Here is a 13,435-nt window from a genome sequence, read left to right on the forward strand (position 1 = left end):
CGAGTGCCCAGTTCGGCACCGCGCGGCGACAGTGTCGGGCGGGTCAGGCGCTGACCGGCTGCTTCGTGAAGGCACGGCGGTAGGCGACCGGCGGGATGCCGATCTGTCGCTGGAAGTGGTGGCGCAGCACGGCCGCGGTCGCGAAGCCGCTCTCGCGGGCGATGCGCTCGACGTCGAGGTCGGTGGACTCGAGCAGGTGGCGCGCACGGAGCACGCGCTGGCTCGTCAGCCACTTGTGCGGGGTCGTGCCGACCTCGGCGGTGAACCGCCGGGCGAAGGTGCGCTCGGACATGGCGGCCCGCTTCGCGAGCGAGGGGATCGAGTGCTCCTCGTCGAGGCGTTCGGAGACCCACTCCATGACGTCCTGCAGCCCCTCGCACGGTTCGGACGGCACGGGTGTCTCGACGAACTGACGCTGACCGCCCGAGCGATGCGGCGGGACGACCATCCGGCGCGCAATGCGCGTCGCGACCTCCGAGCCGAGCTCGGTGCGCACGAGGTGCAGGCACGCGTCGATGCCGGCGGCGGTACCGGCGCTCGTCAGGACCGGTCCGTCCTCCACATAGAGCACATCGAGGTCCACGCAGGCGCCCGGGTTCTCCTCGGCCAGCCGGGCGGCATACCTCCAGTGGGTGGCGCACTCGCGACCGTCGAGCAGGCCCGCGGCCGCGAGCTGGAAGGCGCCGGAGCAGACCGAGAGCACGCGGCCACCGCCTGCCGCGTTCTCGCGCAGAATGTCCAGGACCTGGGGGTCATAGGGGCCGTCGACAGGACCGCCGGGGATGGCGACGAGGTCGGCGCCGCGGGCGGCCTCGAGCGGGAACGGCGCGACGATCCCCATGCCGCTGGTCGTGCGCAGCACCTCGCCGGGACGGGACGAGCAGACCCTGAAGTCGAAGGCCGGGACGCCGTCGTCGGTGCGATCGATGCCGAAGACCTCACACAGGACGCCGACCTCGAACAGGGCAACGGGCTCTTGGGCCAGGACGGCGATCGTGCGCAACATCGGCCCAGCATGACACTGATGGCAGGATCTTGTCGAACCACGTCTGTTCTGCCACTCGTGGCGGGATCATGGTGAGCGCAGACTTTCTGCCATGGACACCATCTTCTTCCTCATCATGATCGTCGCCATCGTGGCCGCCCTCGGGCCGCACCACCGTCGCACGTTCTCGCTGCCGCGCGCTCCGTTCGGCGCCGACGCCGCGCTCGACCGGGACATCGAGCGCGTGCACCACGACGTGCCCGTCGCACACTGACCACACGACTCAGCCAGGTCGGCTGCCTCTTGGACCGCCGCGCCAGCTCGGCCGGCTCAGGTGCATCACTACCGACTGTCCGTGCACGTCGAAGGACGTAAGGGCGACCAGTCCGCCTGGCGACATGAAAGTCAGACGCGTCCCCAGCACCGGCTGCGCCTCGACAGCCTTGACACACCGGCCCCACGCCGTCAGAACGGTGGTGGATCCTCGCTCGGTCGAGGGGCTGGGCTCGGGTGGGGCGGACCCGAAGCGGGGTCGCGCAGCGACTCTCGCCAGTCCTTGGGATAGGTGACGTAGTCACGACCGGCGAGGGAGGTCCAAGCGATCCCGTCGTCTTCGACGCGGTGGACCTTCCAGACCCGGGCGGTCTTGCCGTTGTGACAGCCACGGCTCAGTGAGTCGAGGTTCGAGACGTGGGTCCGCCCGACGGGCCACGGGACGAGGTGGTCGACGTCGCACCGCTCCGCCGGGACCTGGCAACCGGGGCCGCGACACACACCGTCGACCGCCTTGACGTGGGCGACCATCTCGGGAGTCGGGGCATGGCGCTCGGTCGAGAGCTCGAGAGCCCGACCGGTGTCGACGTCAACGGCAAGGCGCTGCCAGACAGAGCCCGGCGCGGTCATGATCTGCCGGCATGGGGCGCCGTCACCCAGCCATGGCCGACCAGCTCGCACGCAGCGTCCGACAGGCCGGCCGCGACCTCGAAGGGCACGACGAGACGGACCGTCGCCGGCGGCCTGTCGGACAGCCCGGACCAGCGCGGCCCTCCCGTCCCGATGGTGCCTTGCGATCCGGGGGCGCTTCCCGATCCGGTATTGCCTTCCGATCCGGTGGCGCCACTGGTCCCGGCGGAACCCCGTTCCCGTGACGGACACAGGGCACCCGGGACCACTCCGTAGAGCACGAGGTCGCAGAGCAGGTCGCTGCGCAGCTGGTCGAGGCTGCGGACGTCACCCGCGGCGCGAGCTGCCCGCGCCATGGCGTCGACCCGGTCGAGCACGCCGACGACCCGCTCGGCCGAGGCGACCACGGTGAACGTCCCCATGCCGTCCTCGACGAGACGACCGAACACCGTGCGCCGTGCCGTGGCTGCACGCCGCCGCTCCTCCTGACCCCGCGGGTCCGCCGCTCGCACGCAGCGCCGCAACCGCTCGCCGAAGAGACGCTGCGAGGCGATCGAACCGTCGCGCGTCGGCGCGAGCACCGTGACCTCGAGCTCGGCGATCACGTCGTCGTCGAGCATCCGCGTCTCGGTGACGATCCGGAGCGCCCGGTGGAGGCTGACGGTCCCGGTCCGGAGCCGCTGGCGAAGCACCCGGTGACGACGGGGCGCGGTGGCGAGCTCGAGCCGCCGGGAGACCTCGGCGACGCCCACACCGGTGGCACAGGCGATCTCCTGCGCGGCGACCTGGTCGGCCGTGATCGGCACCGGCGAGCTCGTCGTCAGCTCAGCGAGCTGCCGCTCCTCGACCGAGTGCAGGGCTGCATACGCGTCGACGATCCGGCCCTCGAGACGAGCCTTCTGGACCTCGAGCCGCTCGATCTGCGACAGGACCGCATCGGCCTCGTCATGGAGTGAGCTCGGCGCGACTGCACCCCCGGCACCGACCACGGCAGCGCGCCCCTGGCGGAGCACCTGGAGGAACCTGGGATTCAGGCTGCCGCCACCGGAGTCCGGATCGGACGACGAGCGCCAGGTGTCGAGGAATGGCACGAACTCACTCCTCCCACCCGGGTCGCCGACTCCCTCAAGTAGAACACATGTTCGATAAACTCACAAGGGTTGTCCACACTCGTCTTCAACCCCGCCAGCCTTGCAGCACAGCCGAATTCGGGGCGGTCAGCCCTTCGGGACAGATCTCGCTCGCGACTTGCGCCGCGTCAGCAGCACGCCCGCGATGCACAGCGCGCCACCGACGAACGTCAGGGGCGGCGGCACCTCGGCGAGCAGCGCCCAGGCGATGAGCGTCGCGATGAAGGGCACGAGGAAGGTCGTCAGGGTCAGCTTGCCGGCATCGCTCCGCGCCAGCACGTAGGCCCACGTCGAGAAGGCGATGGCCGTCGGGAAGACGCCGAGATAGGCGATCCACCACAACGTGCTCGCGTCACTGTCGCGCACGACGGTGACGAGCTCGCCGCTCCACGGCAGGCACACGACCGCGCCGATGATGCAGGCGATCCAGGTGACCTCGGGACCCGGCAACCGCCCGAGGAGCGGCTTCTGCGCGAGCACGCCCACGGCATACGTGATCGCGGCGAGGACGGCCAGCCACACGCCCACCAWGTCGCCGGAGTCACCGGAAGAGAAACCCCGCGCGATGACGACGACCCCCGCGAAGCCCACGGCCATGCCGATGAGGAGCCAGCGGCTCATCTTCTCCCCGAGGAAGACGGTGGCGAGCAGCGCCACGATGATCGGACCGATCTGCACGATGAGCGCGGACGTGCCGGCGTCGATGCGGCGCTCGGCCTCGTTGAGGGCGAGGTTGTAGACACCGAACCAGCCCACGCCGCAGAGCAGGAGCAGAGGCCAGTCACGGCGGACCGGCCAGGTGCGCGGCCGGCGGAAGACGAGGACACCGAGCGCGACGGAAGCGACGAGGAGCCGGCCCAGCGACAGTGCCCCGGGCGGCACGTCGCGTCCGAGGTGCCGGATCGCGACGAAAGCCGAYGCCCACAGCAGGAGCGTCACGGCCACGGCGGTGAGCACGAGCACCCTCGAGCGTCGGTCGCTGGGCGGGGCCTTTGAAGCAGTGCGAGAGTCCACGGTCACCCGGAGACCATAGGCGTGGACACCGACAGCCCGCCGCGCGGTTTCCGGTCAGATGTCCCCGACATCCCGCCACCTCGGACGCGCCGCCTTGCCGTTTGATCAATGCATAAGTTAACGTTTTCCTTATGGCAATGCATGGTTATGTATGGTCAATGGGTGCCTGTCGCCCGCTCGGGAGCATGCCCGCGCGCTGAGCCGCAGGCCACGCCGCCGTTCCCGAGCGCCCCGCCCCCGTCAGCACCCGACCCGAAAGGCACCACCATGTCCCGCGGCGCCCAGCGCATCTCCGTCGACCTCGCCGACACCGCCCGTCGTCTCGCCCGCCAGCGCGCCCTCTGGCAGCGCCTCGTCGACTTCGACCCCATCACCCGCTACTACGCGCGGCTCCTCGCCGACCACGACCACGAGGCCTGGCTGCTCACCTGGCTGCCCGGCCAGGGCACCCCGTGGCACGACCACGGCGGCAGCGCCGGCTCGTTCGTCGTGCTCCAGGGGGTCCTCACCGAGGAGGTCGCCGGCTACCGCACGGCCGTCGACCTCGACAACGTCCGCCGCGCGACCGGTCCGGGGGTGCTCCTCAGCCCGGGCGACCAGCGGACGTTCGGCACCCGCCACCTGCACCGCGTCACGAATGCCGGCTCCGACCCGGCTGTCAGTCTGCACGTGTATGCCCCCAGACTGACTTCCATGACGAACTACCGCGCCGTCGACGGGGTGCTGGAGGTCGAGGAGCAGGCCGAGGTCGGGGTCGACTGGTGACCCCCGCGTCCGACCGCCCCCGCCCCCGCACCATCGACGAGGTGCTCGCCGAGGCGCGCAGCCGACTCCATCGCCTGACGCCCGCGGAGGCCGCCGCCGCGAGGGCCAACGGCGCCTTCCTCGTCGACATCCGTCCGGCGGCCCAGCGCGCGGCCGAGGGCGAGCTGCCCTCGGCGACGCCCATCGAGCGCAACGTCCTCGAGTGGCGCCTCGATCCCGCGAGCGACGCGTCACTGCCGATCGCGAGCCACGACCTCGAGGTCGTCGTGCTCTGTCAGGCGGGCTACACCTCGAGCCTCGCGGCCGCCGCCCTCCAGGAGCTCGGCATCCACCGCGCCACCGACGTCATCGGGGGGTATGCCGCGTGGCGCGCCTGGCAGGAGTCCGCGGAGCAGGCGCCCGCGGAGCAGGCGCCTGCCGAGCAGGCGCCTGCCGAGCAGGCGCCTGCCGAGGACGGTCGGTAGCCGCTCCACGTGCCCTGCGTCAGTGGCCCGGGCCGGTCACCATCTTGGCCCGCTCCGACGCGTGCGCCCCACCCTTGGCCGCGAGTGTCGCGCAAGCCTCCTCGATGTCCCGGGCCAGGGTGTCGACGTGCTCGCGGCTCATCGTCTCCTTGACCAGGGCCCGCATGATCGTGATGTCCTGGGCGTCAGGGGGAAGCGTGTAGGCAGGGACCATCCAGCCACGCTCGGCCGACAGCTGCCAGGCGATGTCGAACTCGTCGTAGTCCTGCCTGCCGGACAGCAGAAAGGCCACGAGCGGTAGCTGCTCCTCGTCCCGACCGATCAGCTCGAAGCGGCCCGTCTGCTCGAGCAGGTCGCCCAGCGTCCGGGCGTTCTCCTGCATGTTGCGCATGATGTACGTGTAGCCGTCGCGGCCGTAGCGCACGAGGTTGTAGTACTGCGCCAGCACCATCGCCGACCCCGTCGAGAAGTTGAGGGTGAAGGTCGAGTCGGTCTTGCCGAGGTAGTTCTCCTTGAAGACGAGATCCGGTGCCAGGTCGGCGACTTCCCGGAAGATCAGCCAGCCGATGCCCGGGTAGACCAGGCCGAACTTGTGTCCCGAGACGTTGATCGAGCGCACCTGCTCGAGCCGGAAGTCCCACGGCGAGTCGGGATAGAGGAAGGGCCAGACGAAGCCACCACTGGCGCCGTCGACGTGCAGCGGCACGTCGAGGCCGCGCTCCCGCTTGATCTGGACGAGCAGGTCGTTGATGCCGACGATGTCGTCCTTGTGCCCGGTGAACGTCGTGCCGAGCACGGCCGCCACCCCGATGGTGTTCTCGTCCACGTGCGGCGCCACGTCCTCCGGGCCGATGGTGTACTTCTCCGGCTGGAGGGGGACGATCCGCGGTTCGACGTCGAAGTAGCGGCAGAACTTCTCCCAGACGACGTGCACGTCGCCGCCGAAGACCAGGTTCGGGCGCTCCGTGGAGCCTCCCTCGCCCTGTCGGCGGGTGCGCCAGTTCCACTTCAGCGACAGGCCGCCGAGCATGATCGCCTCGGACGAGCCCTGGGTCCGCGCCCCGGTGGTCTCCCCCGGCGCGTGGAACAGGTCGGCGAGCATCCGGATGCAGCGCTGCTCGATCTCGGCGGTGCGCGGGTACTCCGCATGGTCGATGAAGTTGCGGTGCAGGTTCTCGGCGATGATCCGCTGCGCCTCCGGCTCCATCCACGTGGTGACGAAGGTGGCGAGGTTGCGGCCCGGGTCGCCCTCGAGGGCCAGGTCGGCGGCCACGAGGCGCATCGCGTCGACGGCGGGCATCCCCGACGTCGGGAACTCGCGGCTCGGCACCTCCTCGGTCAGGAATCGGTTGCCGTAGAGCGCCGCGACGGCGCTGATCTCGGTCGGGATGGCCATGGTCTTCTCCTTGGGTGAGGGGTCACGGTAGGTGTCGCAGTCAGGGGGGTGTCGCAGCCACGGCGGACGTGACGGCACGTCGCCAGGCGGGCAGCATCAGGGCCGCGCCCACGAGGAAGCACAGCGCGCCCCCGAAGGTGCCGGCCGCGGCGAGACGTGCGCTCAGCAGGGCGTCGGTGCTCGGGAGGACGTAGCCCGCGATGGCCGACGCCATGAAGAGCAGTGAGCCGGCCATGTTGAGCCAGGCGATCCGCCACGGGAACGACCGCGGCTGCACGGTGAAGAAGCGGTGAGAGACCGCCAGCACGGCCAGCGCGCTCGACACGAGGAAGAGCACCGACCCGTAGAGGTCCGGGCGCCACACGTACCGGTCCGACTCGGCGGCCGTCGCATTGTGCGTCAGGGCTGCGGTGGTGCTGATGTTGAAGAACACCGTGCCCGGGAACTGGACGGCTGCGGCCAACCAGTTGCGGTCGTGAGGTGCCCATCCCCACAGACGCACGGGCGCGGGTCGATGCTGGGTCACCGTGTCGACTGCGGTCATCGCGGGGGTCTGGGCCTGGACGAGCTGGCCGTACGAGGCGCTCGTGAAGAAGAGGGATCCGACGACGTACGTGACGCCGTCGACCCACCCGCCGACGGCATTGAGGTAGGCCGGCACCGAACCCACCGCGAAGCACGCCGACCCGGCCATGAACAGCCAGGCGACGGTCGCGTTGAGGCGTTCGGGTCGCACGGTCATCCGGCTGGCTTCCTCTGTGCGTCGGGTGGCGGGAGCACGGTCATGACGACGAACGACACGACCACGGCGACGATCACCTGGGGCATGACCGTCAGCCCGTCGGTGCCCATCAGCAGGGTCGCGAGGAGCACGGAGGTGAGCGGCAGTCGGAGCATGGCGCAGCACATCGCGCCGATGCCCATGCCGATGGCGGCGGCGAGCTCCATGCCGGGCAGACCGCTGAGAGCGATGCCGAGCGCCCCTCCGATGAACATCGACGGGAAGACGGGGCCACCGCGGAAGGCGCTCAGTGACAGACCGTAGGCAAGGGCCTTGAACAGCCCCAGCAGCACGAGCACGCCGACCGAGTAGCTCGTCGCGTTGGCCACGAGCCCCGGCAGCGCGCTCTGCCCGGAGAACAGGACCTCGGTGAACCCACGTCCAGTCATGACCTGGTAGGCGGTGGCACACAGGCCGATGAGCAGACCGAGGACCACGGTCACCGGCACCCGGCTGCGGTGGACGAGGGGGCGCACGGACAGCCCGATCCACCGGACGCCCCAGCCGAGCAGCGCGCCGAGAACGCCGACCAGCACCGCCCACAGCAGCGATGCGACGGTCGGCTGGACCCCAGGGGGCACCGTGGTCAGCGCGAGCGAGAACGTGCCCAAGCCGGTCCAGGCGTCCAGCCCCACGAAGACGAGCGCGCCGATGCCCGAGGCCAGCAGTCCCGGCAGCGCGACGAGGCTGAGGGTCGCGCCCGCGATACCGGCCGCCTCCATGATGAGGAAGGCGCCGAGCAGCGGCGAACCGAGCAGCGTGCTCACGGCGGCGAAGCTGCCGGCGGACGCCATGATCGTCACCGCCGTGGGCGGCGCGTCCCGTTTGACCAGGCGGACGGTCACGGCCGCCAAGCCGCCGCCTATGGCGATGAGCGGCGCCTCCGGTCCGAGGACCGCCCCGAGCCCGAGCGTGGCGAGCGCGGCGAGGACGATGCCTGGGAGGTCGCGGCCGGTCGCCGGACCCGAGCCCATCTTGAACCCCACGGCAGGTGAGTGCCCTGCGGTGCCCGGCAGCTGACGGATGGTGAGGGCGACGAGCAGTCCGCTGAGCATGACCCACGGCAGCGGCCACCACGCGGGGGTGGGCCCGCCGAAGAGCTGCGTGGGGAGCTCGCTGAACACGTACTTCTGGAGCGCCCCGACGAGGGCGAGGAAGCCATAGGCGATGGCCGAAACCGGGATGCCGAGCAGGGCCGCGAGCACCAGCGCGGACAGGTAGGCCTTGGACCGGACGATGGTCGCCGGGTCCATCCCGCCTGGTGCGCCGGGTGGCGCGCTCGCGTCGGTCACCTGGTCTGCCTCCTCACGCGAGCGAGGGAWCGGCTCGCGGCAGGGACGTGAGGGCTGGCACCAAGATAGTCCGGCGCCCGGGCCCGGCGTGGGCGATCCGTCAGGACCCGATCCCGTCCGGCAGGGCCGTGCGCGTGCTCCGGGAGGGACGGATGCCGCCGCGCACCGACGCGCTGAGCACCGCGGCGCTGAGGCGATCGAGGTGCGCCGATGGGATTCGCCAGCGCTGCCAGTAGAGGGGCACGTCGACGCGGTCACGCGACCCCAGCCGCACGAGCTCGCCCGCCTCGAGGAGCGGCGCGAGCTGCCCCGCCAGCAGCGCACCCCACCCGAGGCCCGAGCGGACCGCGGTGACGAAGCCCGCGCCGTCCGGCACCTCGTGGGTCGGTGGCGTGCTCGTCACTCCGTGCTGGTCGAGGATGCGCTGCTGGATGTCGTCCTTGTCGTTGAACCTCACCAGGGGCGCTGCAGCCCAGTCGAAACCACGACGCGCCCGATGGCGCTCGACGAGCTGCGGCGTCGCCGCTGGCAGGTAACGCATCGTTCCGAGCGGCTCCGTGGAGCAGCCCTGGACCGGTGTCGGGTCCGAGGTCACGGCACCCAGCACCTCGCCCGCTCGGAGCAGCCGCGCCGAGTGGTCCTGGTCCTCCACGCGCACGCGCAGCACGACGTCGTCCCACTGGGCCGCCTCGGTCAGCACCGCGCCGAACCAGGTCGACACCGAGTCGGCGTTGACGACGATCGGCAGGTCGGCGCGAGACCGCTCGTCGACGGCGAGACCCGCGAGCGCCTCCGACTCGAGCAGGCTCTGCTGGCGGGCCAGCCGAACGAGGGCCTCCGCCGCAGCCGTCGCCCGGCACGGCGACGTGCGCACGACGACGACCCGCCCCACCTCGGCCTCGAGCGCCTTGACCCGCTGGCTGACGGCCGACGGCGTCACGTGCAGCTGCCTCGCCGCCGCGTCGAAGGTGCCGGTGTCGACGATGGCGAGCAGGGTGGCCAAGTGCTCGGGCTGGAGCCGCATGAAGCCAGTCTAATGATGCTGAAGAAAGCTTCGCTTCACTGAAGCCACGTCCCCGTCTACCGTCGAGGGTGTGACGTCCCTCCTGCCCGGCTTCCTCACCATGGCCTCCCTCATCGTGGCCATCGGCGCGCAGAACGCCTACGTGCTCCGGACCGGTCTCGCGCGCCACCACGTCGGCCTCGTCGTGGCCGTCTGCGCCCTCAGCGACGCGGTCCTCGTCGTCGCCGGCGTGCTCGGCGTCGGTGGTCTCGTCACGGCCCACCCGGGACTGCTCACCGTCGTGCGATGGGTCGGGGCGGCATACCTCGTCGGCTACGGCGTGCTCTGCCTGCGCAACGCGCGCCACCCCAAGGGCCTCGAGGTGGACGGGACCCAGAGGTCACGCAGCGGCGTGCTCGCCGCCGTCGTCGCACTGACGTGGCTCAACCCGCACGTCTACCTCGACACGGTCCTGCTCGTCGGCTCGCTCGCCAACCAGCACGGCGCCGAGGGGCGCTGGTGGTTCGCCGGCGGAGCCGCCGCCGCGAGCCTCGCCTGGTTCACGGCGCTCGGCTACGGGGCGCGGCTGCTCGCGCCGCTCTTCGCGCGACCCGCCACGTGGCGCGTCCTCGACGTCGCCATCGCGCTCGTGATGTTCACCATCGCCGCCACCCTCGTCCTCGGCTGAGGTCCTCGCCGACAGGCGCCTGGCTCGACCGCCTCGCGGGTGACGGGCTCGCAGTCCTGCACGACCGACGCATCCCGGGACCAGGGCCAACACCGACCACGTCGTCGTCTCACGTGCCGGCGTCTTCGTCGTGGACGCGAAGAAGTACAAGGACCAACCGGGCCTGCGCGTCGAGGGCGGCCTCGTCCGTCCGCGCACCGAGACGCTCATGGTGGGCGACGCGACTGCTCGAAGCTCGTCGACGGGGTGCTCAAGCAGGTCGACCCGAGCCCATCGACGTCGCCTCGGTCCACGCCCGCATCGCGCGGGCCTTTCCACGCGCCTGAAGCGGCACGGCGCACTACCTCAGACCGCGCGGGACGGCATCCGCCATCGGATCTGAGGTAGCGGCTCCCCCGGGATAGGGAGGTCGTCCGATGTGGGGGTCTACCTCAGCGACCGAGTCTGGAGGAGTCCAGAACGGCACCAGCAGAGGAAAGACCATGACCACCCAGTACCTCGACTTCCGCACCATCCAGTTCGAGATCCAGTCCCGCTACCCCCAGCGCCGCAGCGTCCGCCGCGACTCGTCGCTCGAGATCATGCGTCGCACCATGGCGCGGATCTCCCGGGAGGAGAACCAGCCGGGCCGCACCCGGTGATGACGGCGACGCGAGCGGTGTCGCCGACCGACCCACCGCTGTCGGCGGAGTACGCGATGATGCCGCGTATGCCGCTGCGCGCCGGCCCTCTCATCGGGAGGGACAACGACCTGTCCCGTCTCGCCGACGCCATCGGGCTGCACCCCGTCCCGGGTGCCCGGCCCGGTGGCGTCGTGGTGCTGTCGGGCGACGCCGGGATCGGCAAGTCGCGGATCGTCGCGCAGCTCGTCGCCCACGCCACCCGCGCCGACTGGTTCACCGCAGTGGGCCACTGCGTCGGCCAGGCCGGCAGCAGCCTCGCGTACCTCCCCTTCGTCGAGCTCGTGGGCGCGGTCGACGCTGGCCGCCCCGACGTCGTCGAGCGCGTGCTCGAGACGCACCCGATCCTCGGGCACCTGCTTCCCGGCCGTGTCCACGTGCCCGAGGGTCGGCGCGCCGAGCACGCGGGGCGGGCCACCGACCCCGGACAGGTCGCCGAGGCCGTCCATGCCCTGCTCACGGCTCTCGGCGACGCGCAGCCCTCCCTCGTCGTCATCGAGGACGTCCACTGGGCCGACCACTCCTCCCGCGACCTCATCACCCTCCTGCTGACCCGCGGCTTCACCACGGCCGTCGGTCTCGTCGTGACCTACCGCTCCGACGACCTCCACCGCCGCCACCCCCTCCACGAGACGCTCGCCGTGTGGGAGCGCATCGCGGGGCTCGAGCACGTCGAGCTCGCCCCGCTGCCCGACGACGCCGTCCGAGAGCTCGTCTCCGGCATCGAGGGGGCCCCTCTCGATCCCGGCACGGCCACCGAGATCGCCCGGCGCGCGGAGGGCAACCCGTTCTTCGCGGAGGAGCTCGTCGCGAGTGCCGCAGCCGGCCAGGCCCTGACGGGCGGTCTGAGCCGCGTGCTCCGCGCGCGGGTCGAGCAGCTCGACGACACCACGCAGCGGGTGCTGCACGCGATCGCCCTCAAGGGCGGTCAGTTCATCGGCCACGACCTCCTCTCCCACGTCGTCGACCTCCCGGACGAGAGCCTCGAGGCGGCGCTGGCCGCGGCCGTAGAGCACCACGTCCTCGAGACGCGGTGGCCCCCGGCCTACACCTTCCGCCACGCCCTGCTCGGCGAGGCGGTCGCCGACAGCCTGCTCCCGGGCGAGCGCCTGCGCCTCCATCGGGCGTATGCCGCCACGCTGGCCGAGCGCCCCCAGCTCGCCCCCGCTTCCGAGCTCGCCCGCCATGCCGCGGCGGTGGGTGACCTGCCGACGGCGGTCCGGGCGAGCCGAGCGGCGGCTGAGTCGGCGATGGCCGTCGGTGGTCCGCAGGAGGCGCTGCTCCACTTCGAGCGGGCCCTGTCGTGGCTCGACGAGGACGACCCCGAACGCGACGAGATGACCCTGGGCGCCTCGCGCGCGGCGACGGTCGCCGGCGAGCCGATCCGCGCGATCGACCTGCTGCGCGACCGGCTCGACCACCCGGGCACGGGTCAGCAGCCGGGCGCGCGCGCCGTCCTGCTCGCGACCCTCGTCATCCGCTCGCGCATGCTCGACATGCCCGTCGACTCCGTCGCCCTCACCGACGAGGCCCTGTCGCTTCTCGGGGAGGAGGCCGACCAGCGCCGGGTCCGGGTCCTCGTCGCCCGCGTACAGGCCCTCGTCGACGACGGCTCGTTCGTCGAGGCCGCCGTCACCGCCGACGAGGTGTCGCTGCTCGCCGAACGCCTCGGCCTGGATGCCGCGCTCACCGAGGTCCGCACGATCATGGCGCGGGTCGTCGAGGCGCAGGAGGACCTCGACTCGGTCGAGGCCCACCTGCGGTCGGTCGTCGCCGACATCCCGCCCGTCGACCCGCTGCTGCTGCGGGCCCTGCACCAGCTCGGCTCGCTCGCGCACCGCCGTGGCGACCTGCCCGGAGCGCTCGCGCTCTACGACCGCGGCGCCGAGGTGGCACGACGCATGCACCGTGAGTGGGCACCGTGGGGTCAGGAGTGCCGCCTGCTCGGTGGTCTCACGGCCTACGAGCTCGGCGACTGGGACGGAGTGGTCCGCCGGCTCGAGCTCGCCGGGCGGCCGGCCCCTCAGCCGGGGCGCGCGATCTTCACGGCGGCCGCCCTGAGCGTGCAGGCCGGTCGGGGCGAGCCGGTCGACCCCGCCCTCCTCGATGCCCTCCGGCAGTGGTGGCACGTGGACGCGATCTGCGTCGTGCTGACGATCATGCCTGCAGTGGACGTGCTCGGTCAGTCCGGCGACCTGCGCGCGCTGCTCGACGTGACGGAGGCCGCGGTGCGCGTCCTCGACTCGACGTGGGGCGAATACCACGCCATCGTCCGGCTCGCCGCACTCGTGGCCGGGCAGTCGGCCGCGCTCGTGCCGAGCGCCGACGCCGAGC

General features: G+C 71.7%; 14 protein-coding genes and 1 pseudogene. 7 read left to right on the forward strand and 8 right to left on the reverse strand.

What is annotated here, in order from left to right; all coding sequences use genetic code 11:
- Positions 1–43: 43 nt before the first annotated feature.
- Positions 44–1,006 (reverse strand): GlxA family transcriptional regulator, encoded by a 963-nt coding sequence (locus AC1DP0_RS08270; RefSeq protein WP_478083566.1) that lies wholly within the window; start codon positions 1,004–1,006, stop codon positions 44–46.
- A gap of 91 nt (positions 1,007–1,097) precedes the next feature.
- Between AC1DP0_RS08270 and AC1DP0_RS08275 the strand changes: the two genes are divergently transcribed.
- Positions 1,098–1,259, forward strand: a complete 162-nt coding sequence (locus AC1DP0_RS08275; protein ID WP_478083568.1) for a hypothetical protein — start codon at positions 1,098–1,100, stop codon at positions 1,257–1,259.
- Positions 1,260–1,450: 191 nt separating this feature from the next.
- On the opposite strand, the gene AC1DP0_RS08280 is transcribed toward AC1DP0_RS08275, so the two are convergent.
- The 3 genes from AC1DP0_RS08280 to AC1DP0_RS08290 form a co-directional block, all read right to left on the reverse strand.
- Positions 1,451–1,888: an HNH endonuclease signature motif containing protein gene (locus tag AC1DP0_RS08280; RefSeq protein ID WP_478083570.1), complete on the reverse strand. Its 438-nt coding sequence runs from the start codon at positions 1,886–1,888 to the stop codon at positions 1,451–1,453.
- The gene (locus AC1DP0_RS08285; RefSeq protein ID WP_478083571.1) at positions 1,885–2,979 is read right to left on the reverse strand and encodes a hypothetical protein; all 1,095 of its coding nucleotides are present in this window, start codon (positions 2,977–2,979) and stop codon (positions 1,885–1,887) included. Before AC1DP0_RS08285 ends, AC1DP0_RS08280 begins: the two co-directional genes overlap by 4 nt.
- Before the next feature lie 126 nt (positions 2,980–3,105).
- Positions 3,106–3,975 (reverse strand): DMT family transporter, encoded by an 870-nt coding sequence (locus tag AC1DP0_RS08290; RefSeq protein ID WP_478083572.1) that lies wholly within the window; start codon positions 3,973–3,975, stop codon positions 3,106–3,108.
- Positions 3,976–4,299: 324 nt separating this feature from the next.
- Between AC1DP0_RS08290 and AC1DP0_RS08295 the strand changes: the two genes are divergently transcribed.
- Positions 4,300–4,797, forward strand: a complete 498-nt coding sequence (locus AC1DP0_RS08295; RefSeq protein WP_478083574.1) for a cysteine dioxygenase — start codon at positions 4,300–4,302, stop codon at positions 4,795–4,797.
- Positions 4,794–5,261 (forward strand): rhodanese-like domain-containing protein, encoded by a 468-nt coding sequence (locus AC1DP0_RS08300; protein WP_478083577.1) that lies wholly within the window; start codon positions 4,794–4,796, stop codon positions 5,259–5,261. Before AC1DP0_RS08295 ends, AC1DP0_RS08300 begins: the two co-directional genes overlap by 4 nt.
- 19 nt (positions 5,262–5,280) lie before the next feature.
- On the opposite strand, the gene gad is transcribed toward AC1DP0_RS08300, so the two are convergent.
- The 4 genes from gad to AC1DP0_RS08320 all read right to left on the reverse strand — a co-directional run bounded on the left by gad (position 5,281) and on the right by AC1DP0_RS08320 (position 9,754).
- Positions 5,281–6,657 (reverse strand): glutamate decarboxylase, encoded by a 1,377-nt coding sequence (gene gad, locus AC1DP0_RS08305; protein WP_478083580.1) that lies wholly within the window; start codon positions 6,655–6,657, stop codon positions 5,281–5,283.
- A 40-nt stretch (positions 6,658–6,697) separates the two neighbouring features.
- Positions 6,698–7,399 (reverse strand): hypothetical protein, encoded by a 702-nt coding sequence (locus AC1DP0_RS08310; RefSeq protein WP_478083582.1) that lies wholly within the window; start codon positions 7,397–7,399, stop codon positions 6,698–6,700.
- The gene (locus AC1DP0_RS08315; RefSeq protein ID WP_478083584.1) at positions 7,396–8,730 is read right to left on the reverse strand and encodes a chloride channel protein; all 1,335 of its coding nucleotides are present in this window, start codon (positions 8,728–8,730) and stop codon (positions 7,396–7,398) included. Before AC1DP0_RS08315 ends, AC1DP0_RS08310 begins: the two co-directional genes overlap by 4 nt.
- Positions 8,731–8,830: 100 nt before the next feature.
- Entirely contained in the window at positions 8,831–9,754 is a 924-nt protein-coding gene (locus tag AC1DP0_RS08320; protein ID WP_478083585.1) for a LysR family transcriptional regulator ArgP, read from the reverse strand.
- A gap of 70 nt (positions 9,755–9,824) precedes the next feature.
- Between AC1DP0_RS08320 and AC1DP0_RS08325 the strand changes: the two genes are divergently transcribed.
- The 4 genes and pseudogenes from AC1DP0_RS08325 to AC1DP0_RS08340 all read left to right on the forward strand — a co-directional run.
- Positions 9,825–10,421, forward strand: a complete 597-nt coding sequence (locus AC1DP0_RS08325; protein ID WP_478083589.1) for a LysE/ArgO family amino acid transporter — start codon at positions 9,825–9,827, stop codon at positions 10,419–10,421.
- Positions 10,422–10,530: 109 nt separating this feature from the next.
- Positions 10,531–10,803: pseudogene (locus tag AC1DP0_RS08330) on the forward strand (hypothetical protein); the annotation flags it as partial.
- Between the two features lie 100 nt (positions 10,804–10,903).
- Positions 10,904–11,062, forward strand: coding sequence for a hypothetical protein (locus AC1DP0_RS08335; RefSeq protein ID WP_478083592.1), 159 nt, complete (start codon positions 10,904–10,906; stop codon positions 11,060–11,062).
- The coding region (locus AC1DP0_RS08340) for an ATP-binding protein (RefSeq protein WP_478083595.1) at positions 11,062–13,435 on the forward strand (2,374 nt) is incomplete at its 3' end. The genes AC1DP0_RS08335 and AC1DP0_RS08340, both read left to right, overlap by 1 nt.

The organism is Terrabacter sp. P5_B1 (assembly GCF_056400505.1).

Bases quoted from the DNA above. Each gene is read 5' to 3' on its own strand.
- AC1DP0_RS08270 (WP_478083566.1), bottom strand. From the start codon at position 1,006: ATGTTGCGCACGATCGCCGTCCTGGCCCAAGAGCCCGTTGCCCTGTTC.
- AC1DP0_RS08275 (WP_478083568.1), top strand. From the start codon at position 1,098: ATGGACACCATCTTCTTCCTCATCATGATCGTCGCCATCGTGGCCGCC.
- AC1DP0_RS08280 (WP_478083570.1), bottom strand. From the start codon at position 1,888: ATGACCGCGCCGGGCTCTGTCTGGCAGCGCCTTGCCGTTGACGTCGAC.
- AC1DP0_RS08295 (WP_478083574.1), top strand. From the start codon at position 4,300: ATGTCCCGCGGCGCCCAGCGCATCTCCGTCGACCTCGCCGACACCGCC.
- gad (WP_478083580.1), bottom strand. From the start codon at position 6,657: ATGGCCATCCCGACCGAGATCAGCGCCGTCGCGGCGCTCTACGGCAAC.
- AC1DP0_RS08310 (WP_478083582.1), bottom strand. From the start codon at position 7,399: ATGACCGTGCGACCCGAACGCCTCAACGCGACCGTCGCCTGGCTGTTC.
- AC1DP0_RS08320 (WP_478083585.1), bottom strand. From the start codon at position 9,754: ATGCGGCTCCAGCCCGAGCACTTGGCCACCCTGCTCGCCATCGTCGAC.
- AC1DP0_RS08335 (WP_478083592.1), top strand. From the start codon at position 10,904: ATGACCACCCAGTACCTCGACTTCCGCACCATCCAGTTCGAGATCCAG.